This window comes from uncultured Granulicatella sp., from assembly GCF_963515615.1.
Classification (GTDB): Bacteria; Bacillota; Bacilli; order Lactobacillales; family Aerococcaceae; genus Granulicatella.
This window is the reverse complement of the sequence record NZ_CAUPZT010000009.1, coordinates 16,995-36,480: the sequence shown is the minus strand read 5'-3', so window position 1 is coordinate 36,480 and position 19,486 is coordinate 16,995. Positions and strand designations below refer to the sequence as shown.

Annotated in this window: 18 protein-coding genes, 1 pseudogene and 2 other annotated features; of the genes and pseudogenes, 4 read left to right on the top strand and 15 right to left on the bottom strand. The window is 35.4% G+C overall.

Features of this window, described 5'->3' with window-relative positions; translation table 11 throughout:
* Positions 1 to 173: 173 nt before the first annotated feature.
* The 14 genes and pseudogenes from RYL55_RS02860 to secG all read right to left on the bottom strand — a co-directional run bounded on the left by RYL55_RS02860 (position 174) and on the right by secG (position 16,573).
* Positions 174 to 419: a type B 50S ribosomal protein L31 gene (locus RYL55_RS02860; protein WP_006703870.1), complete on the bottom strand. Its 246-nt coding sequence runs from the start codon at positions 417 to 419 to the stop codon at positions 174 to 176.
* A 158-nt stretch (positions 420 to 577) separates the two neighbouring features.
* On the bottom strand, positions 578 to 1,597 hold the full coding sequence (tsaD, locus tag RYL55_RS02855; RefSeq protein WP_315007100.1) for a tRNA (adenosine(37)-N6)-threonylcarbamoyltransferase complex transferase subunit TsaD: 1,020 nt from the start codon (positions 1,595 to 1,597) through the stop codon (positions 578 to 580).
* Positions 1,594 to 2,682, bottom strand: a complete 1,089-nt coding sequence (gene rimI / locus RYL55_RS02850) for a ribosomal protein S18-alanine N-acetyltransferase (RefSeq protein ID WP_315007098.1) — start codon at positions 2,680 to 2,682, stop codon at positions 1,594 to 1,596. Before rimI ends, tsaD begins: the two co-directional genes overlap by 4 nt.
* On the bottom strand, positions 2,666 to 3,397 hold the full coding sequence (gene tsaB / locus RYL55_RS02845; protein WP_315007096.1) for a tRNA (adenosine(37)-N6)-threonylcarbamoyltransferase complex dimerization subunit type 1 TsaB: 732 nt from the start codon (positions 3,395 to 3,397) through the stop codon (positions 2,666 to 2,668). Before tsaB ends, rimI begins: the two co-directional genes overlap by 17 nt.
* 263 nt (positions 3,398 to 3,660) lie before the next feature.
* Positions 3,661 to 5,109: a proline--tRNA ligase gene (gene proS, locus RYL55_RS02840; protein ID WP_315007094.1), complete on the bottom strand. Its 1,449-nt coding sequence runs from the start codon at positions 5,107 to 5,109 to the stop codon at positions 3,661 to 3,663.
* A gap of 51 nt (positions 5,110 to 5,160) precedes the next feature.
* Positions 5,161 to 5,365: a binding site (T-box leader), on the bottom strand.
* Positions 5,366 to 5,543: 178 nt separating this feature from the next.
* Positions 5,544 to 6,950: a glycoside hydrolase family 32 protein gene (locus RYL55_RS02835; protein ID WP_315007092.1), complete on the bottom strand. Its 1,407-nt coding sequence runs from the start codon at positions 6,948 to 6,950 to the stop codon at positions 5,544 to 5,546.
* A gap of 92 nt (positions 6,951 to 7,042) precedes the next feature.
* Positions 7,043 to 8,434 (bottom strand): annotated as a pseudogene (locus tag RYL55_RS02830) (sucrose-specific PTS transporter subunit IIBC); the annotation flags it as partial.
* Positions 8,435 to 9,202: 768 nt separating this feature from the next.
* A complete protein-coding gene (locus RYL55_RS02825) occupies positions 9,203 to 9,916 on the bottom strand; it encodes a methionine ABC transporter permease (RefSeq protein WP_315007089.1) in 714 nt (237 codons plus the stop codon).
* A complete protein-coding gene (locus RYL55_RS02820) occupies positions 9,909 to 10,934 on the bottom strand; it encodes a methionine ABC transporter ATP-binding protein (RefSeq protein ID WP_315007087.1) in 1,026 nt (341 codons plus the stop codon). Before RYL55_RS02820 ends, RYL55_RS02825 begins: the two co-directional genes overlap by 8 nt.
* A 67-nt stretch (positions 10,935 to 11,001) precedes the next feature.
* Positions 11,002 to 11,859 (bottom strand): MetQ/NlpA family ABC transporter substrate-binding protein, encoded by an 858-nt coding sequence (locus RYL55_RS02815; RefSeq protein ID WP_315007085.1) that lies wholly within the window; start codon positions 11,857 to 11,859, stop codon positions 11,002 to 11,004.
* A gap of 127 nt (positions 11,860 to 11,986) precedes the next feature.
* Positions 11,987 to 12,213, bottom strand: a binding site (T-box leader).
* A 510-nt stretch (positions 12,214 to 12,723) separates the two neighbouring features.
* On the bottom strand, positions 12,724 to 13,188 hold the full coding sequence (gene smpB / locus RYL55_RS02810) for an SsrA-binding protein SmpB (protein WP_315007083.1): 465 nt from the start codon (positions 13,186 to 13,188) through the stop codon (positions 12,724 to 12,726).
* Between the two features lie 11 nt (positions 13,189 to 13,199).
* Positions 13,200 to 15,527 carry a ribonuclease R gene (gene rnr / locus RYL55_RS02805; RefSeq protein WP_315007081.1) on the bottom strand — a complete coding sequence of 776 codons (2,328 nt, stop codon included), beginning with the start codon at positions 15,525 to 15,527 and terminating at the stop codon, positions 13,200 to 13,202.
* A 3-nt stretch (positions 15,528 to 15,530) separates the two neighbouring features.
* Positions 15,531 to 16,259, bottom strand: a complete 729-nt coding sequence (locus RYL55_RS02800) for an alpha/beta fold hydrolase (protein WP_315007079.1) — start codon at positions 16,257 to 16,259, stop codon at positions 15,531 to 15,533.
* Between the two features lie 80 nt (positions 16,260 to 16,339).
* A complete protein-coding gene (gene secG / locus RYL55_RS02795) occupies positions 16,340 to 16,573 on the bottom strand; it encodes a preprotein translocase subunit SecG (protein WP_006703884.1) in 234 nt (77 codons plus the stop codon).
* 166 nt (positions 16,574 to 16,739) lie between these two features.
* Between secG and RYL55_RS02790 the strand changes: the two genes are divergently transcribed.
* The 4 genes from RYL55_RS02790 (at position 16,740) to RYL55_RS02775 (ending at position 19,088) form a co-directional block, all read left to right on the top strand.
* Entirely contained in the window at positions 16,740 to 17,507 is a 768-nt protein-coding gene (locus RYL55_RS02790) for a Cof-type HAD-IIB family hydrolase (RefSeq protein WP_315007077.1), read from the top strand.
* 9 nt (positions 17,508 to 17,516) lie between these two features.
* Positions 17,517 to 17,999: a glutathione peroxidase gene (locus RYL55_RS02785; protein ID WP_315007075.1), complete on the top strand. Its 483-nt coding sequence runs from the start codon at positions 17,517 to 17,519 to the stop codon at positions 17,997 to 17,999.
* Between the two features lies 1 nt (position 18,000).
* Positions 18,001 to 18,426, top strand: a complete 426-nt coding sequence (locus RYL55_RS02780; protein ID WP_315007074.1) for a pyridoxamine 5'-phosphate oxidase family protein — start codon at positions 18,001 to 18,003, stop codon at positions 18,424 to 18,426.
* A 95-nt stretch (positions 18,427 to 18,521) separates the two neighbouring features.
* Positions 18,522 to 19,088, top strand: coding sequence for a TlpA disulfide reductase family protein (locus RYL55_RS02775; RefSeq protein ID WP_315007072.1), 567 nt, complete (start codon positions 18,522 to 18,524; stop codon positions 19,086 to 19,088).
* A 163-nt stretch (positions 19,089 to 19,251) separates the two neighbouring features.
* Here RYL55_RS02775 and dltC read toward each other — a convergent pair whose 3' ends face one another.
* The gene (gene dltC / locus RYL55_RS02770; protein WP_315007068.1) at positions 19,252 to 19,485 is read right to left on the bottom strand and encodes a D-alanine--poly(phosphoribitol) ligase subunit 2; all 234 of its coding nucleotides are present in this window, start codon (positions 19,483 to 19,485) and stop codon (positions 19,252 to 19,254) included.
* Position 19,486 lies beyond the last annotated feature (1 nt).

Here is a 19,486-nt window from a genome sequence, read left to right as displayed (position 1 = left end):
TGAAAATTTTCGTTTATTTATTTTTTACATAAAATAAATGTTTTATAACGTTTTTTCACTATTTAATTTATTAGTTAAATCGTTTTTTCACATAGTATGAGCTAGTTTCCACTCCCCCGATTAAACACAAAAAAACCTTTCTCGATTTCGAGAAAGGTTTGTTAATTGTCTTCTTATTTGAGACCGTATTTTTTGTTGAAACGATCCACACGTCCGTCTGCTTGTGTGAATTTTTGACGACCTGTATAGAATGGGTGAGAATCTGAAGTAATTTCAACACGTAATAATGGGTATTCGTTACCATCTTCCCATTGTACAGTTTCGTTTGATGATTTTGTTGAACCTGATAAGAATTTGAATCCAGTAGTTGTATCCATGAAAACAACTGGACGATATTCTGGGTGAATTCCTTGTTTCATTTTCTATTCCTCCTGCCCTGAATTATTGCCTAATCCAGAGTTATTTATTTTTATGCATAAAGCAACACAAGTATAATAGCATGCTTAGACCTATAATGCAACTATTTTTATTAGGTTTGATGGATTTTCTTAGTATAAAATTGCCAACCGAACTTCCCCTAATCCCCTAATTCTAGACCAGGCATTGCATTGACATCCATCGCCACAAAATCTTGTTCTAACCATTTTGAATACGCAGCTGCACCAATCATTGCAGCATTATCGCCACATAAGTTCATTGGTGGAATCGAGAACGTTACACTTGGATAATGACTTTTCATCATCTCTTGTAATGCTGTTCTAAGTCCACGATTTGCTGCGACGCCTCCTGCTAACACAAATTGTTTCACAGGATATTCTTGTAACGCACGTTTACTTTTTTCTACTAATACTTCTACAACACTTGCTTGGAAACTTGCCGCAACATTTTCTGGAACAATTTCTTCGCCTTTTTGTTTTGCATTATGAATACGATTGATAACCGCTGATTTTAATCCACTAAAACTAAAGTCATAATGGTCTTCATGAATCATCGCTCTTGGGAAATCATAAACATCTTCTCCAATATGCGCTAATTCATCCATTTTCTTTCCACCTGGATAAGGTAAGTTTAAAATTCTTCCAATCTTATCATAGGCTTCTCCAGCTGCATCATCTCGTGTTTCCCCGATAATTTCAAACTGTCCGTCTTGTGGCATATAAACTAATTCTGTATGCCCGCCACTCACGACTAATGCCATTAATGGAAATTGTAACGGTTCAATTAATTGGTTTGCATAAATATGTCCTGCCATATGATTGACGGCAATTAATGGTTTGTTCGCTGCTAGCGCTACTGCTTTTGCAGCTGAAATCCCGATTAATAAAGCTCCTACTAATCCTGGACCAATCGTCACCGCTACTGCATCGATTTCTTCCATTGTTTTGCCAGCTTGCACTAATGCTTCTTCAATCACTTGCGTAATTTGTTCCACATGATGACGACTGGCAATTTCTGGTACAACTCCTCCAAATCGCATATGACTTTTGATTTGAGAAGCGACAATGTTTGATAATAAGGTACGACCATTCACAACAACTGCAGCACTTGTTTCATCACAGCTACTTTCAATAGCTAATATAACAACTTCTTTTGTCATTGTTCACATGCTCCTTTCTTGAGTTCTAATCGATAGAGTAAGGCATCTTCTAGCGGATCTTTGTAGTAATCACGTCTTCTATGATAACACTCAAATCCTAAAATTTCATATAATTGCTGAGCACGATGATTAAATTCTCGCACTTCTAAAAATACTGTTGCGACTTCTTGCAACCCTAAATCATATAAAGCCATTTGCCATAAACGTTGGGCAAGTCCTTTCCCTTGGAATCCTGTGTGAATCACAATGTTAGTAATCGTTGCTTCATCTAATACGACTTGCATCCCAACAAATCCAATTAATGTATCGACATGATAGACACCATAATAAGCTCCATATTCAGAAGTAATATCTTCTTGGAACGCTTTTGCACTCCAATGTCCAGGTTGTTCATAATGTTGTTGCACTAATTGGTATAACTGTTCTGCTACATCATCTTCTACTGTCAATCGTTTAAACGAAAACTCTGATGATGAGAAGGATTCTGGTGTTTTAGGGGGTAATGGATAAGTCATCAGTACCGCATCCTCTACTTCATTTTTATAATATTTTTCTTTATACCCTGTTTGAATAAATCCAAACTTTTCATATAAACGAATGGCTTTAGTATTGGAAACTCTGACTTCTAGGGAAATGAAATCTTGTTCTAAAAATCGTGCATACTTTTCTAATTGCTTCATTAATAAAGTTGCACATCCTAAAAATCGAATATCCGAATGAACAGCAATATTCGTAATATGAAGGTCCTTCGTTGTCACTCTTGCACCGATAAACGCTTGAATCTCGTCATCTATTTCAAGAACAATATAAATTGCTTTTGTATTATACGTTAAATCTTCTGCAAAAGCGTCTCTCATCCAAGGTGGATTTCCCATATACGCTTCTTCTTCTACATAGGCAATCGTATCAATGTCTTCGATGGTAGCAAGGCGAATCGTCGCAATTAATCCATTCGATAAAGGAATTCGTTTTGATTGCTGAGGCAATTCGGTTACGACAAAGTCTCCTACAGGAATTGCTTGTTCTGCTAATTTTTCTAATTGTTGCCATAAAGATTGTGTCCAATCTTTACATGCGCTCCACATAGTTTGTCTCCTGTTCTTCTTGATGGCTCGCTTTCCAAATTTCCTCTGCTTCCGCTAATTTTAAATACGTTGGCACAAAAACGTCCGCATCTTCTTCTGGTGCATCTTGTGCTAATTTACCAAAGAGTCCGGCATGAGCAATAGCATCACTTTCTTTAGAAAATACCACTTTATCTCCTAATCTCTCTACCACCAACTCTTTTTGTGCATCTGTCAATTGTCCTACAAAATAAAGAGCTGCTTCATAAGTCGCTAACTCTTCTAACCAATCCACCCAAGAAATATGACGTTCTGGGGCTATTAATTGAGGAAACTGTTGGTTCACTTGATAAAGACCCGTAAAAATATTTTCTCTACGAGCATCAAAAAATGGAACAACATAGGTTCCCTCAGGAACAACTTCTACAACATTTGTAGCAATTGCTTGTAAACTTGAGACAGCTTTTAGCGGAATGCGCAATGTCTTCGCAAGAGTTTTTGCAACTGTTACTCCAATTCTAAGTCCAGTATACGAACCTGGTCCTTTGGCAACAATCACACCTGTTAGTTCTTGCATACTGACTTGACTTTCTTGAAGTACTTCTTGAATTGCCGGCATTAGTTTGACACTATGTTGTAAAGTGTCTGGAACTGTTTGTTCAACAATCGTTCCCTCATCTTTGACAATGGCAACCGATAAAGTTTTATTTGAGGTATCAATAGCCAATACGGGCATAGAGCACTTCCTTTCTAGTTTTTGTTTAAAAAGTGTGAAGGAGGGCAATTCGTGCTACTTGTTGCACCTTTACCCTCTTCAATCCTTTTTTCAAATATTTTTTCTTCTCACATTGTTTGAATACGGCTCAGAAAGAGTGAATCGACGTGCGTTTTGGTTCGATTCAGAACATCTTTCTTCGCACCTTATTTAATCCGGCTCAGAAAGAGTGAATCAACATTCGTTTCAGTTCGATTCAGAGCATCTTTCTTCGCATCTTATTATTAGTACGCTCTAGCAATCCATACTGTTTGTGTTGCTGGTTTTCCTGACACGATACATGTTTCTTTTTTCACTGGAGGGTTGAATGGAATATTACGAGTCGTAAATCCAGTTTCTTCTTTGATTTTCGCTTCTGTTTCTTCTGTTCCATCCCAACCAACTAATACCCAACCAGGCACTTCGCCAGCTTCACGTTTTGCTTCAATATGAGCTTTTAATTCATCTAAAGTATCAATGTTTGTATATTCATTAGAAGCACGCATTGCACGAGCTGTTTCTAATAAACGTCCTTGCATTTTCTCTAATTCAGATTGAATTGTTTCTACTAACACATCAAAACCTACCGCAACTTTTTCATCTAAGTCACGCATTTTTGTCATGACTTGATTATTTTCTAAATCACGTGGGCCACATTCAATACGCATTGGAACTCCACGTAATTCCCATTCATTGAATTTGAATCCTGGTGAGTTGTCTGTGTCATCAATTTTCACACGTAAGCCTGCTGCTTTTAATTGTTGTTGTAACTCTTCTAATTTTTCTAAGATGGCTGGATTTTTCTTCCATGGTCCAACTGGAATTAAGACTACTTGTGTTGGCGCTACTTTTGGAGGTAATACTAATCCTTGTTCGTCTCCGTGTGTCATAATTAATGAACCGATTAAACGAGTAGAAACTCCCCATGAAGTTGTATGTGCATGTACGTGCTCATTTTCTTTTGTTAAATATTTAATATCAAATGCTTCCGCAAATTTTGTACCCATATAGTGAGAAGTTCCAGCTTGTACAGCTTTTCCGTCTTTCATCATTGCTTCGATTGAGTAAGTATCTACCGCACCAGCGAAACGTTCTGATGGAGTCTTTTGTCCTTCATAAACAGGAACAGCTAATACGCCTTCTACTACTTCTTTATAAATATCTAACATTTTCATTGTACGACGACGTGCATCTGCTTCATCCGCATGAGCTGTATGTCCTTCTTGCCATAAAAATTCAGATGTACGTAAGAATGGTAAAGTTTTCTTTTCCCAACGGAATACATTTGCCCATTGGTTTACTTCATATGGTAAATCACGATATGAATTAATCCAGTTTGAGAATGCAGTCCCAATCATTGTTTCACTTGTTGGACGTAATGCTAAACGTTCTTCTAATTTTTCACCTGCTGCTTCTGTTACCCATGGCAATTCTGGCGCAAATCCTTCAATATGATCTGCTTCTTTTGTGAAGAAGCTTTCTGGAATTAACATTGGGAAGTATGCATTACGAATTCCTTCTTCTTTAAAACGACGGTTAAATTCTTCTTGAATATGTTCCCAAATTTCATAACCATCTGGTTTAAAAATCATACATCCACGCACTGGTGAATAATCCATTAAATCAGCTTTTTGAATGGTTTGAATATACCATTTTGAGAAATCTTCTCTTTGTAAGTTTGTTTTTTCTGCCATAGTAGCACTCCTTTTCTAATGATTGTGGAACAAAAAGAGCCATTCCCCCTATAAAAGGACGAATGACTCGCGGTACCACCTTTAATTACATTTTCATTGTTAAATGTCTCTTGGAACGTGATAACGGTACGTGAACCGGATTATTTTCATAATCAATATTCTGGTAGGTTCAATTCTAAAAGCGGGGGTTCTCTCTCAGCCATGAAGAACTTTCTGTACCCATTAAAGAACTTACTATTCCATGCATTATACTACCGAAAAAACGGCTAGAAAGCAAGTGTTTTGGTCACACAAAAAAACATTCCCGATAGCGAATAGTATGAGCCCTCCACTTCGAGTTGCTTCCATCCTACGTATCGGAAAAAATTCTTTTGTATCTCTCACTCATACGACTCTCATTACTTCATTTCAAAACGGAATTTTTTTGTAGTGCCTTACTCTACGATAAATCCACTTTCTTTCATACTATAGACTTCAATCACCATTTCTTGTTCAACTATTTGTTGAATTAGGAAGTCTAAAGAATCTTCTTCTGTAAAGAATCGAAGCGTAAATACTTCTTCTCCTTCATTAACAAATAATTCTAAACTTGAGTAATCCATCCATGCGTTTAGATGTTGCAAAGGAGATTGTAAGGTTCTTTCTCTTGTTTCTTTTTCTCCTGTTTCCCAATCGGTACGGCTGACAGACAACACTTGAGATTCTGCATCATATTGAATTGAAATTTCATTGCGTAATTGAATCGTTAATTTGTCCTGAACGGCTTCTTTCCAATTCACTGTCCACACTTGTGCAGGTGAAGAAAAGACCGATTCAAATCGAGTCGCATTCCATTGGATTTTTTGAACATCTGTTGTTAAACCCCATAATTCACGTGCAGGTTTTTGAAGATATTTTCCATTTTGAACCGACACTTCACGTGGAATGGTTAACGTATGAATCCAGCCATCTTGAATTGTTGGGATAAGGCCTTCTTTTCCTTCTGGAATTCCCATCCAACCATATTGAAGAATGCGACCGTCTTCTGCTTGGAAACTTTGCGGAGCATAATAATCAAATCCTGCATCAACTTCAGTTACGTTGTCCTCTTCCACAACAAATTTTCCATCAATTGTAAACTGACCTAATTGCACTACAGTTTGATATAAATTATTGAATCGTTCTCCTTGAGCTTCAATTCCTTGCGGAGAATAAATAAATGCATCCTTTTCTTCAAATGTAATCACATCTGGACATTCCCACATATATCCGAAGTCTTTTTCTTCAACACTAATAGAACCATTCAATACCCAATGAAGTAAATCTTCTGAACGATATACTAATGTATCTCCTTTTAAATCTTCCGTTTGAGCTCCTACAACCATCCAGTAATGATCGACACGAGAATCATACCAAACTTTTGGATCACGCACATGTCTTGTATAACCTTTTGGATGTTCAAATAATGGACCTTTCTTTTCAAAATGAATCCCATCTTCTGAGACTGCTAAACATTGATAACTTGATGCATTTCCTTCTTCATCTTTTACATTTCCTGTATAAAATAACCATAATTGATCATTATGAACATATGCACTACCAGAATATACCCCACTTTTATCAAACCATTGGTCTGGCGCTAATGCTAATTCGACTCTTTTCCATTGAATCATATCATCCGAAATAAGATGTCCCCAATGTTTATTCGCATGCTTTGTATCTGTTGGATTCCATTGGAAAAATACGTGATATTGTCCTTTAAAATAAATTAATCCATTTGGATCGTTCATTAATCCATAAGGAGGAACAATATGATACACTAAACCATATTTTCCAGTATTACTTTTTCTTACTAAACTCATTGATACTCCTCATCTACATAAAAGTCGAAGCTATCATGTGACGCTTCGACTTTCTTTTTTACATTTTACTGTTTTTATTTTTTCAACATATCGTCGCTATAACCGATTGTATATGTTAATCCAAAACTTACTGCAAAGGCTACTGCGATTGCTAATACATATAATGGGAATTGGCTATTTAAGAATAATAACATCCCTGGTAATACTGTTACAGACATACCTGTTGCTTTTAATTGGAATAAAGCTGCTAAGAATCCTCCTGTAGCTCCTCCGATTAATCCCATTACAAATGGTTTACCAAAGCGTAAGTTAACCCCAAAAATTGCTGGCTCTGTAATTCCTAATGCAGCAGAGAATGCTGATGGTAATGCTAGAGCTTTTAATTTTGTATCTGTTGTTTTGAAAGCAACAGCTAATGTTGCTCCTACTTGTGCAGCCATTGCTGCTGAAATAATTGGATTAAATGGATTTAATTCCACTCCTGTAGCAATTTTTGAAGATTGTAATAATTGTGTTTCTAAGAAATTAAAGATGTGGTGTACTCCAGTTACTACGATGACTTGTTGTAATCCACCAATAATAATTCCTGCTAGACCAAATGGTAATTGTAAAACAAACTCAGTTGCGTTTAATACGACTGTTTCTACTGAGTGGAAGAATGGTCCAATGATGAATAATCCAAGAACACTCATTACTAAGAATGTTAAGAATGGTGTTACTAATAAATCTAATGCATCTGGAACTTTTGTACGTAACCATTTTTCTAATTTAGCACCAATCATTCCTACGAAGAATGCTGGTAATACTGTTCCTTGGTAACCTACTACTTTAATGAAACCAAAGAATACAATTGGCTCTGCTCCACCGGCAGCTACTACATAAGCGTTTGGTAAGGCACTGTTTACTAACATTAATCCTAAAACAATTCCAAGTACTGGTGAACCGCCGAATACTTTAAATGTTGACCATGCTACTAATGCTGGTAAGAATGCAAAGGCTGTGTCTGTTAATACTTGTGTGTATAATAAGAAGTTTTTGTCGATGACGTCAGGTGTCATTCCGAATAATCCTAGGAAAATTGGATTTGTTAATAATCCTCGTAATCCCATGAATAGTCCTGTTGCTACTAAAACTGGGATAATTGGAACGAATACGTCTCCGAATGTTCTACTCATTCTTTGGAATAAGTTCCCTTGTTTTTTCGCTTCTTCTTTCATTTGTGCTGTTGAAGATTCTGCTACTCCTAAGCGAGCAACAGCTTCATAGACTTTATTGACTGTTCCTGTTCCGAAGATAATTTGGTATTGACCTGAGTTAAAGAATGCTCCTTTTACACCTTCTAATTGGTCAATGGCTTCTTTATTGATTTTTGCTTCGTCAAGAACCATAATTCTTAATCGTGTTGCACAGTGTGCGACAGATTGAACATTTTCACGTCCACCGATATTTTCAAGGACTTCTTTTGCAATTACATCATAATTCATGTTGAACTATCCTTTCTTTTTTCAATTGGGAACCACGATGTGGAACCGGTTTGCATACATAAGATAAAGGAAAAACAAGCACTTGTCAACCACTTGTCTTTATGTAAATAATGTAAATTTCATGAAAAGGTTATTTTCATCTGCATCATTTATATAAAAAATAAAATACAACCGACTTTTGGGGCTGTAGCAATGGACGCCAGTAGCTTCGCTTTGCGAATCTCTTGGCTAAAATTTGAGCCTCGGTCTCAAATTTCCCAGTAATAGAAACTGATGTAACAGTTTCTATTACCAATGCTACTTGAAAAGTCCGTTGTATTTTTATTTTTTGTACGGATAAAAGATTGTGTGACGGCATTAACAAGGAAACGTACAACCGTTACTACTAAAGGAAGTCTATTTCAGATACGTACTCTAAATAAAAAACGTTCACAAGAAAAGACTTCCCTTAGTAGCACTAGTCATATAAGCCAGAAATGGCTTATATGACAGGAAAAATTGAGACTACAGGCTCAATTTTTAGGCATGAAACCGTAGGTTTGCTGCCGTCCCCTGCTACTACACTTGGGAAGTCTAATTTATATACGGACTCTCATAAATATACGTCCATAAGAAAAGACTTTGCATAGTAGCATAAGTAATATAATCTACACACGTAGATTATATTACCGGGAAATTCGAGACCAAGGCTCGAATTTTAGGCATGAAACAGCAAAGCTGTTTGCTGCCGTCCGGTGCTATTATCACGCAAAGTCTATTTCAAAATTTCTAACGTTTGTCGATTCTCTTCACTGCATAGTCTCCGACAAATTGAATCAAGAATACAAGAATTAAAATCGCAACCGTAGCTACAAAAATAATATCCTGCTTATTACGAGTAAAACCAATCATATAAGCCAAGTTCCCTAATCCCCCAGCACCAATAACACCCGCAACAGCAGTAGAACCCACTAACGCAATCGTTGTTACCGTAATACCAGACACTAATGCAGGAAGAGATTCAGGAATTAACACCTTCGTAATAATCTGACGAGTCGTAGCCCCCATCGATTCAGCCGCTTCTACAACCCCAGAAGGAATCTCATTTAATGAAATAGACACTAAACGAGCATAGAAAGGAGCTGCGCTAATGACTAAAGTAGGAATCGCACCCTTAGGCCCTAAAATAGTCCCCATCAACGCTTTCGTAAATGGCATTAATAAAGCCAGTAAAATAATAAATGGAACCGAACGGAAAATATTAATAATTCCAGAAAGGAATAAATTCACCCATTTATTTTCTAAACTTCTACCCGGACTTGTTAAATATAAAAATAACCCTAATGTTAAACCAATAATAAATACGTAGAAAGTAGATAGAAAACTCATATAAACTGTTTCATTTGTCGCTTTAATCACTTCATTCCAATCTACATTTTTAAAACTAATCATCTCTTGGAATAATTCTGAAAAACTCGTTTGAGCTAAAAACACATTAAACATTTTCTAGTACCTCCACAATAATTTCTGCTTTTCTTAAGTAATCAATCACTTCTTCAGCTTTAGCAGAGTCTTCTTCAATTAAAATAATCATACTTCCAAGCACACCTTTTTGCGTTACATTTACATGCGCTTGTAAAATCGAAATTGAAACATCTAGTTTACGAATAACTTCTGATAAAATTCCTTCTGCTGTTGTATCCCCTAAATATTGAATACGAACAGCTACTCCCGGACGAAGTGAAGTTGATAAATGATCAAAAACATCTGCTAAATCTTGTTCAGAACGTTCTTCACCAACAAATTGTTTTGTAATAGTTTGTTGAGGATTTTTGAACACTTCCAATACTTCTCCAGTTTCAACAACTCTTCCTTGTTCCATTACAGCAACACGATGGCAAATTTGACGAACAACATGCATTTCATGTGTAATTAATACAATCGTTAATCCTAGACGTTTATTAATTTCAACTAATAAGTTCAAAATATCTTTTGTTGTTTTTGGGTCTAATGCACTTGTTGCTTCGTCACATAATAATACTTCTGGATCATTGGCTAATGCACGAGCAATCCCCACTCTTTGTTTTTGTCCACCAGATAATTGAGATGGATAAGATTTTTCTCTTCCTGTTAAGCCTACAATTTCAATTAATTCTGCTACTTTCTTTTGACGAACATCTTTTGCTACTCCTGCAATTTCTAATGAAAAAGCAATGTTTTCTTCTACTGTACGTGACCATAATAAATTGAAATGTTGGAAAATCATCGCAATTTTACGACGTTCTTGTAATAATTCTTTTTTCTTTAATGTAGTAATATCTTTATCATTGACAAAAATATGACCAGTTGTAACAGATTCAAGACCATTTAATAAACGAATTAATGTACTTTTACCTGCTCCTGAAAAACCAATAATTCCAAAAATTTCACCTTTTTTAATGTCTAACGAAACATCTTTTACTGCTTCAACTGTTCCTTGTTTACCATGATAAATTTTAGAAACTTCTTGTATTTTAATCATCATTCTTCTCCTTATACTCTAAAAAGGTGTGGCAAAATAGCGCGTGCCACACCTTTTATTCTATCCATTATTTTGCAGGAATTACAGACCCATCTGAATATTTATCAGAGATAAATTTACGGATTTCATCACTTTGTAATGCTTTGATTAAAGCTTTGATTTTATCTGAATCTTTATCTTTTGGTTTAACTGCTACTAAGTTTGCATATGGTGAACTTTCATCTTCTAATGCGATTGAATCTTTTTTAGGAGATAATTTTGCATCAATTGCAAAGTTTGAGTTGATAATTACTGCATCTCCTTCGTTAGCTTCAAATGTTGAAACTAATAATTCAGGAGCGATTTCATTTTTAATTTGAATGTTCTTTTTGTTTTCAACGATATCACTTAATTGAGCGTCAACTGGTTTAACACCATCTTTTAATTTAATTAAACCTGCTTTAGTGAAGAATGATAAGAAACGACCAACTTCAGCTGGGTTTGTTGAAGCATATACTGTTGCGTTTTCTGGTAAATCTGCTAAAGATTTATATTTTTTAGAGTAAATAGCCATTGGTTCAATGTGTACATTACCGATACTTACTAAATCTTCATTGTGTTCTTTATTGAATTTTTCTAAGTAAGGTGTATGTTGGAAGTAGTTAGCATCTGCATCTCCTCCGAACACGATTTGGTTAGGTGTTACGTAGTCGTTTACGATATTGATTTGTAAATCATATCCATCTTTTTTAAGAATTGATTTAGCTGCTTCTAAAATTTCACCGTGTGGTGCTGGTGAAGCTACTACTGTAATCTTTTTATCTTCTACTTTTGGAGCTGCTGTTGTTGCTGTATCTTTTGATTGAGATGCTCCGTTTCCACATGCTACTAATGTTGTAGCTACTAATCCTAACGCTGCTGTTTTAATTAATTTTGAAATGTTCATAAATAAATTCCCCTTTTCTTTTCCATTGATTAATGATGATTAACGGGCGCGCTTTCCGTCAATCGTCGAATCAGATAATTGATGTTATAAGTATTTGAGCCATAAAAAAACTCCACCTTAGTTTTTAACTAGAGGCGAAGGATCGCGTTACCACTCTATTTTTAACAAACTTCACAGCTTGTTACTCTATAAGTACATATTTATACTCTAGTACGGTATCGGGCACCATTCGCAGAAGCTTCATCACTTCTGTTGCTCCCAGACCATTTTCAATAAAGTTCCTGCATCCTTTTTCACCAACCGGACTCTCTTTTTACGTTCGCTTTTATTTACTTATCTGTTCATTGCATCAGTTATTTATCTGTTGTAGATAATATAATATATATTCAAGCTATTGTCAACAACTTTAGATGAATATTTAATATAGTTTTTAACTATTATACTCCATAGTTTTTCTGCATGACAGGAAGTGATAATATGCACTCTACTTTTCCTTACGAAAAAACGGAGAAAGACTTCCCATAGTAGCATGCGTGAAAGACTTCCTTATAGTAGCATGCATAATAGCAGCCAAAACATCGGCTACTATTATTAGGAAATTTTGAGACCAAGGCTCGAAATTTAGGCATGAGACCGAAGCGCTGCTGCCGTCCTTTGTCACTATAAAGGAAGTCCACCTCCTAAACGTACCCTCATTAATTTACGGAAAAACGGAGAAAGACTTCCTCATAGTAGCATGCGTGAAAGCAGCCGAAACTCGGCTACTTTCACAAGGAAAAATCAAGACCCTAGGCTTGATTTTTAGGCATGAGACCAAAGGTCTGCTGCCGTCCTATGCTACTATCTCAGGAAGTCTTTCGTAGTCTACCTATAGTTTTTTAACTCTCTCTGTACATCTCGTTTTATATCTTTTTGTTTTAACGCTTCACGTTTATCATAGTTTTTCTTACCTTTCGCAATTCCAATCAACAACTTGGCAACCCCATTTTTAATATAAACCTTCAATGGAACAACCGTATTTCCTGCCTGTCTTACCTCTTGCTCAAGCATTTGAATTTGTTTCTTATGCAATAACAACTTTCTCGTACGAAGCGGATCATGATTGAAAATATTCCCCTGCTCAAACGGACTAATGTGAACCCCTACTAAAAAAGCTTCTCCATTTTTAAAACTACAATAACCATCTTTCAAATTCATTCTAGCTTGACGAACCGACTTAATCTCCGTTCCCGTTAATATTAAACCTGCTTCAATCGTATCTAAAATCGTATAATCATGATTCGCCTTACGATTTTGCGCTAAAACTTTATTATCTGTTCCTTTTGGCATCCGAATTCTCCTTACGAATGTTTTTTTCTACGCTTTTGCTTTGCTTGCGCTTTAAAATGTTGTCTTCCTTTATTTTTGGAAGACCTCTTTGATTTTTTACTTCTGCTTTCTTTTTTCGCAGTTTTCTTAGGCGCTTCTTTTCCTTTAATTGGACGTTTGTTTTGATTAATCAAATCTGCATTATCCGCCGCTAAAATAAAATCAATTTCATGCGCTTCTACATCAACTTTAATTAATTTTACTTTAACACGATCTCCAATTCGATAAGTTACTCCTGTTCTCTCACCAATTAAGACCATATGACTTTCAATAAAGTTAAAGTAATCTTGATTCATATGCGTAATATGCACTAAACCTTCAACAGTATTTGGCAATTCCACAAACATTCCAAACTTGGTAACGGAACTAACAATTCCTTCAAACTCTTGTCCAATCTTATCAGCCATAAATTCAGCTTTCTTCATCGCATCTACTTCACGTTCTGCTTGAACTGCTAAACGTTCCATTTTACTCGATTGATCCGCAATTCTTTCTAATTTAGAAGCATTTAATTCTTCTTGTTGCTTCGATAAGAAACTTCCAGTACCTTCGTATTGACGAATCATACGGTGAACAATTAAGTCTGGATAACGACGAATCGGTGAAGTAAAGTGAGTATAATCTTCTGCTGCTAATCCATAATGTCCAGAAGGTGTAATATCATATTTAGCTTGTTTCATAGAACGTAACATCATTGTCGATACAACTGCTTCATATGTTTCCCCTTTTACTTCATCTAAAGCTTTTTGCAGTTTTTTCGGACTAATGGTGTCGCTTGTTCCTTTAATATTAATGCCAAATGCTGTGACAAACTCTAAGAAACGTTGCATTTTTTCTTGTTGTGGTTGTTTATGGACACGGTAAATAAATGGAATATTTCTGCGTTGATAATGCATCGCCACTGTTTCATTGGCTGCTAACATAAACGATTCAATTAATCGTTCTGCAACTCCACGTTCACGAATTTGAATATCAATTGGTACTCCTTGTTCATCCACAATAATTTTTGCTTCATGCGTTTCAAAGTCAATCGCTCCACGTTCTTTTCTTCGCCTTTCTAAAATATGATGTAATTCTCTCATATCTAACAACATTTGCTGAATTTCTTCTGGAATTTCTACTTCTTTTTTTTCATACAATTCATTCACTAAACTGTACGTTAATCGCATGTCTGAACGAATGACACTTGGGAAAATTTCATATTGATAAATCGTTCCACTACGGTCAATTTCCATACGACAAGACATCGTTAGTCGCTCTTCATGTGGATGTAATGAACAAATTCCATTTGATAATCGTTGTGGCAACATTGGAACGACTCGGTCTGTTAAGTACACACTTGTTCCACGTTCAAATGCTTCTCTATCGATGGCTGAATTTTCTATTACATAATAGGATACATCCGCAATCGAAACGGTTAATTCAAATGTTCCATCTTCACGTTTTGTTAATGCCACGGCATCATCTAAGTCTTTGGCATCTGCCCCGTCAATTGTCACCGTTAATTGTTCACGTAAATCTTTACGCCCTTGTCGATCTTCATCTGTGATGACTTCAGGAACAAGATTAGCCTGGTCTATCACTTCTTGTGGAAATTCTGTTGGAATATGTAATTGTTGTAAAATTATTAAAATATCCATTCCTACGGCATCTTTATACCCAATTTCTTTGACAACAATTCCTTCTAATGAAGAACGATTTTTTTCATTCGTATATTTCGTTAATTCTACAATAACCACTGTTCCATCTACTGGATGCAATCCATTTGGACGAATTAAACAGCGAGTGCCTGCTAATTTTTTATCTTTAACGACTACTTCACCACAATATCCTGTATCTTCAGCAGTTTCAGAACTAAATCGAGTATAAATTCCTACCACTTGAGTCGTATTTCGTTGAATAATTTGGACAATTTTCCCTGTCGCAGAGCGTTGACGATAGCTATCTGCTGGTTCTGTAATCACTAATTCTACTTCATCCCCATCCATTGCACTCATCGTATCTCCACGAGGAATGAAAATATCTGGTTCTCCTTCGACTACTGTGACAAATCCAAATCCTTTGTCATTGGCACGATACGTCCCTTTTAATGTTTGATTCAAAGGATTCAATCCAAACTTTCCATTTCGATTTAATTCTAAAACGCCCTCTTCTTCTAAAGCGGCTAATTCTTTTACTAATATTTTAAAATCTTGAGATTGATTCATCCCAAAATGTTCACTAATTTCTTTTACATAAAAACTTTCTGGTGTATATTCCTCAAAAAAGGACACCAAAATAGTTCTCAATGATTCTCTCATTTCTTACCTCCATTCTTGTTGGTTTAAAAATTCTAATACAGATTGTTGAAATTCTGCTTTTTCTTTTCCGACTGTAATAACATGCCCTGATTTTTCAAACCAATGAAAATCAACAGCAGCATTCACTAATGCTTCTTTCATCTCAATTGATACTTCTGGATCGACTAATCTGTCTAATTCCCCTTGCGCAATATAAAAAGGACCTGTCACTTGTTCTAGTTTTTCTGCCACTTTAGCTGAAAAATCATGTAACTCTAATAATTGTTGCTTTGCTTTTTTCCCTAATGTGAACATTTCATCTTCACACATCCCAGAATGAGTAGCAAAAGCTATAAAACTCTTTAATAAATCTGGTAATTGCGCATTTCTTTTTGAAACAGGAGAACAAAATGTTCCCGCAATTTCCACTAATTGATCAGTTGCGAGTGCTGCTGCCATAATACCACCCATCGATAATCCTAGTGCAGCAATCGTTGAATACCCTTGATTTCTCACAAATTGAACTGCCTGTTTTGCATCTTCATACCATTTTTCTGGTGTTTCTTTTAAAATTTCACACGCATTTGAATGTTCATGTCCACTAAATGCTGGTACATAAACTGCATAATCATGACGATGTAAAAAGGAAGCTAACATTCTCAGATCTGTTGGTTTCCCAGTATATGCATGAAATAAAATAACCGCCCGTTTATTTGTTGTTTCCTCTAACCAAATTGTTTCCAAGTTGTTCACTCCTACCTTTAATTGATATTTTCCATATAGAAAAACACAATGTCTTAGAGATACTCCTTCAACATTGTGCTTAATCATTTTTATTTTGATGAAATGTACGCTAAGGCTACTGCTAAAATCATAAAGATTGCTCCTAATCCAACAGTTACTCGAATTAAGAATGCTTCAAATCCACGTGCTTTTGTTTTTCCGAATAATTGCTCAGCACCGCCTGATAATGAATTTGCTGCATTTGTTTTCGATGGTTGCATAGCTACAATAATAATTAGTAACACACTAATAATAATCATCAATGTTAAAATTGTTTGATACAAAGGATCTTCCTCCTCTATTAATATTCTTTCCAATTCTACCATAAAAATAGCGTAATTACTACCAATTGCCCTTAATTTCTTTAGTGTAAGGTGATTTTTTAAGCATCAAACACCTATTCCCTCCACTTTCGTGATATAATGAACGTAATATGAAAAGGAGGTTTTTATGAAAGGTTTAGTGTTTTTTGACTTGGATGGAACTCTCTTAAATAAAACAGGTCAAGTCGACCTTGAAGTTATAGAAGCGATTCAACAGTTAAAGAAAAACGGATATGAACCACTTCTTGCAACAGGAAGATCTCCTATCGAAGTTTCGGAAGTAATACGCTCTACGAACATTCATTCTGGAATTTTTATGAATGGACAAGTCGTTATTTTCAAAGGTGAATTAATGATTCATCATGAAATTCCAAAAGAAACGATTGAAGGACTGCTGCAATTTGCAAAAGAAAATCATCATGGAATTACATGTTATAATGTTAATGCCTTTAAAATGATCGAATCAGTCCCATTTGCCAAAGAAGCCTATGAATATATTCATACACCAGCACCGGATATTATTCCAACATTTTATAAAGAAGAAGCCATTAATATGTTGCTCTTACTTTCAAGAGATAATAATGATGAAGCTTATCAACAAGCTTTTCCAGAATTAAGATTTATCCGGAATTTTCCTTATGCATTGGATGTTATTACCGCTGGAAATTCTAAAGCAACAGGAATTCGAGCCTTAATCCACACCTTAAATACGGATTCTATCATGACATACGCTTTTGGAGATGGCGCCAACGATTTAGAAATGTTCCAAGAAGTTGATATTGCTATCGCCATGGGAAATGCTATTCCCCTTTTAAAAGAAAAAGCAAACTATGTTTGTGCTGACAACGATAAAGGGGGCATTATTCAAGGATTAAAACATTATCATTTAATATAGGAGGAAGTCATGTCAATTTATGAAATAGAAATTCCTACTTTAGATGGAACAAGTACATTAGAAGCCTATAAAGGGCAAGTATTTCTCATTGTCAATACCGCTAGCGGATGTGGATTAGCTCCACAGTTTGCCCAATTACAAAACTTATACGAAACATACCACGAACAAGGATTTAGCGTTCTAGGATTCCCTTGTAATCAGTTTGGTAATCAAGAAACATTAAGCGCACTGGAAGCTGCTTCAAGTTGTCAATTCAATTATCAAGTCACTTTCCCAATGTTTGGAAAAGTACTCGTTAATGGCCCAGAAACTCATCCATTATTCAAACTATTAAAAGAAGAAACCAAAGGACTATTAGGCAGTTCGATTAAATGGAATTTTACAAAATTCCTTATAGATGTATCCGGAGAAGTCATCGCAAGATTTGCACCAACTACTTCTCCCTTATCAATCGAGAAACAAATAAAACAATTATTAAATAAGGAGTGTTAATATGAATACAGAAGAAATTTTAAGCATTTTAGAAGACTTGGAAGTAGCTATTTTTGCTACCGTGGATAAAGACGGAAAACCTCATTCTCGTCCAATTCATATCGGTGTTGCAAATGAACATGGGGTATTCTTTATGACAAGCCCAGAAACTCATTTCTACAAACAATTACAAGAAAATCCAAATGTTGCAATTGCTGCATTTTCACACGATGACTACTTAATTCAAGTCATTCGTATCGAAGGAAAAGTTCGTGAAATCGGAAAAGAAGGATTAGAAGAAATCTTAGCAGGAAATCCATTTGTTAAAAATGTGTATCCAGATGATTCACAACGTGCTGGAGTACAAGTATTCCAATTATATGAAGGAAAAGGCTTCTACCATAGCTTAACTCAAGGTCACAAATATACTTTCAGTATTCAAGGATAATCATCATAGTCAAAGGAATCTTCATGAGAAGGTTCCTTTTTTTGTTCCCACCAATGTGATACAATGAACGTAACGTTTTAAAGGAGAGATACTTTATGAAAAACTACAAAAAAATCCTAACTCATTCTATTCTATTCGGAAGTCTGTTTGTACTAGCTGCCGGTTGCCAAACAACGTCAACTACAACTAACACTAGTACGACAACTGCTACAACCACTACCTCAAAAGAAAAAACTACTACTGATTTAATTAGACAAGTTTTACCGAACTTCACATTTGAAACAGCAGATACTCAGCAAAAAACTCCTGCTGATTTTAAAGGAAAGAAAATTGTCTATGTCGCTTGGGCAAGTTGGTGTCCAAATTGTCAGCAAGAACTCCCTATTCTAAATGAATTAAGAAAAGAATATCAAGATTCTATTGAATTCGTCTTAGTCAACTTACTCGTTAAAGGAGAAACTCCTGAAAAAGCACAAGCCTTCTTAAAAGAAAAAGGACTAGCATTCAACTATTACTCAGACAAAGAAAAAAGCTTCCAAAAAGCATTAGAAATTCATTCCATTCCAACCATGATTTTTGTGGATCAAGAAGGAAAAATCAAAAATGTTATCGATGAAGTAAAAGATAAAGCAACGATTGAAGAAGTCTTAAAAGGATTATAAAAACACAAAAAAAGGATGATGGGCAATACCTCTCATCCTTTTTTAGTTAAGAATTCAGTTTTTATTTATCTTCTTTTTTTACCTTTTGGTACTACTAATCCTAGAGCTGCTAAGATTGATATACTGCTGGAGTGATTACTGTAATTTTTATGGTGATTTTGATTTATTTTAATATTCTTTTTTTCACATATTCAATAATCTTATTCGGCGTATCAATTTCCCCATAAGTCACTTCAGTAGGAGCTACTTCAAGTCCAAACTCTTCTAACCTTACCAATAATTCTACAAACGCTAATGAATCCATCAATCCTTCTTCTTTTAAATTAATATCCTTATCTTCATAGACAACTTTATCTTCGCAAATTTCTTCTAAAATACTCAAAATTTTTTCTTCCATA

Bases quoted from the DNA above. Each gene is read 5' to 3' on its own strand.
- RYL55_RS02860 (WP_006703870.1), bottom strand. From the start codon at position 419: ATGAAACAAGGAATTCACCCAGAATATCGTCCAGTTGTTTTCATGGAT.
- tsaD (WP_315007100.1), bottom strand. From the start codon at position 1,597: ATGACAAAAGAAGTTGTTATATTAGCTATTGAAAGTAGCTGTGATGAA.
- rimI (WP_315007098.1), bottom strand. From the start codon at position 2,682: ATGTGGAGCGCATGTAAAGATTGGACACAATCTTTATGGCAACAATTA.
- tsaB (WP_315007096.1), bottom strand. From the start codon at position 3,397: ATGCCCGTATTGGCTATTGATACCTCAAATAAAACTTTATCGGTTGCC.
- proS (WP_315007094.1), bottom strand. From the start codon at position 5,109: ATGGCAGAAAAAACAAACTTACAAAGAGAAGATTTCTCAAAATGGTAT.
- RYL55_RS02835 (WP_315007092.1), bottom strand. From the start codon at position 6,950: ATGAGTTTAGTAAGAAAAAGTAATACTGGAAAATATGGTTTAGTGTAT.
- RYL55_RS02825 (WP_315007089.1), bottom strand. From the start codon at position 9,916: ATGTTTAATGTGTTTTTAGCTCAAACGAGTTTTTCAGAATTATTCCAA.
- RYL55_RS02820 (WP_315007087.1), bottom strand. From the start codon at position 10,934: ATGATTAAAATACAAGAAGTTTCTAAAATTTATCATGGTAAACAAGGA.
- RYL55_RS02815 (WP_315007085.1), bottom strand. From the start codon at position 11,859: ATGAACATTTCAAAATTAATTAAAACAGCAGCGTTAGGATTAGTAGCT.
- smpB (WP_315007083.1), bottom strand. From the start codon at position 13,188: ATGCCAAAAGGAACAGATAATAAAGTTTTAGCGCAAAATCGTAAGGCG.
- rnr (WP_315007081.1), bottom strand. From the start codon at position 15,527: ATGAGAGAATCATTGAGAACTATTTTGGTGTCCTTTTTTGAGGAATAT.
- RYL55_RS02790 (WP_315007077.1), top strand. From the start codon at position 16,740: ATGAAAGGTTTAGTGTTTTTTGACTTGGATGGAACTCTCTTAAATAAA.
- RYL55_RS02785 (WP_315007075.1), top strand. From the start codon at position 17,517: ATGTCAATTTATGAAATAGAAATTCCTACTTTAGATGGAACAAGTACA.
- RYL55_RS02780 (WP_315007074.1), top strand. From the start codon at position 18,001: ATGAATACAGAAGAAATTTTAAGCATTTTAGAAGACTTGGAAGTAGCT.
- RYL55_RS02775 (WP_315007072.1), top strand. From the start codon at position 18,522: ATGAAAAACTACAAAAAAATCCTAACTCATTCTATTCTATTCGGAAGT.
- dltC (WP_315007068.1), bottom strand. From the start codon at position 19,485: ATGGAAGAAAAAATTTTGAGTATTTTAGAAGAAATTTGCGAAGATAAA.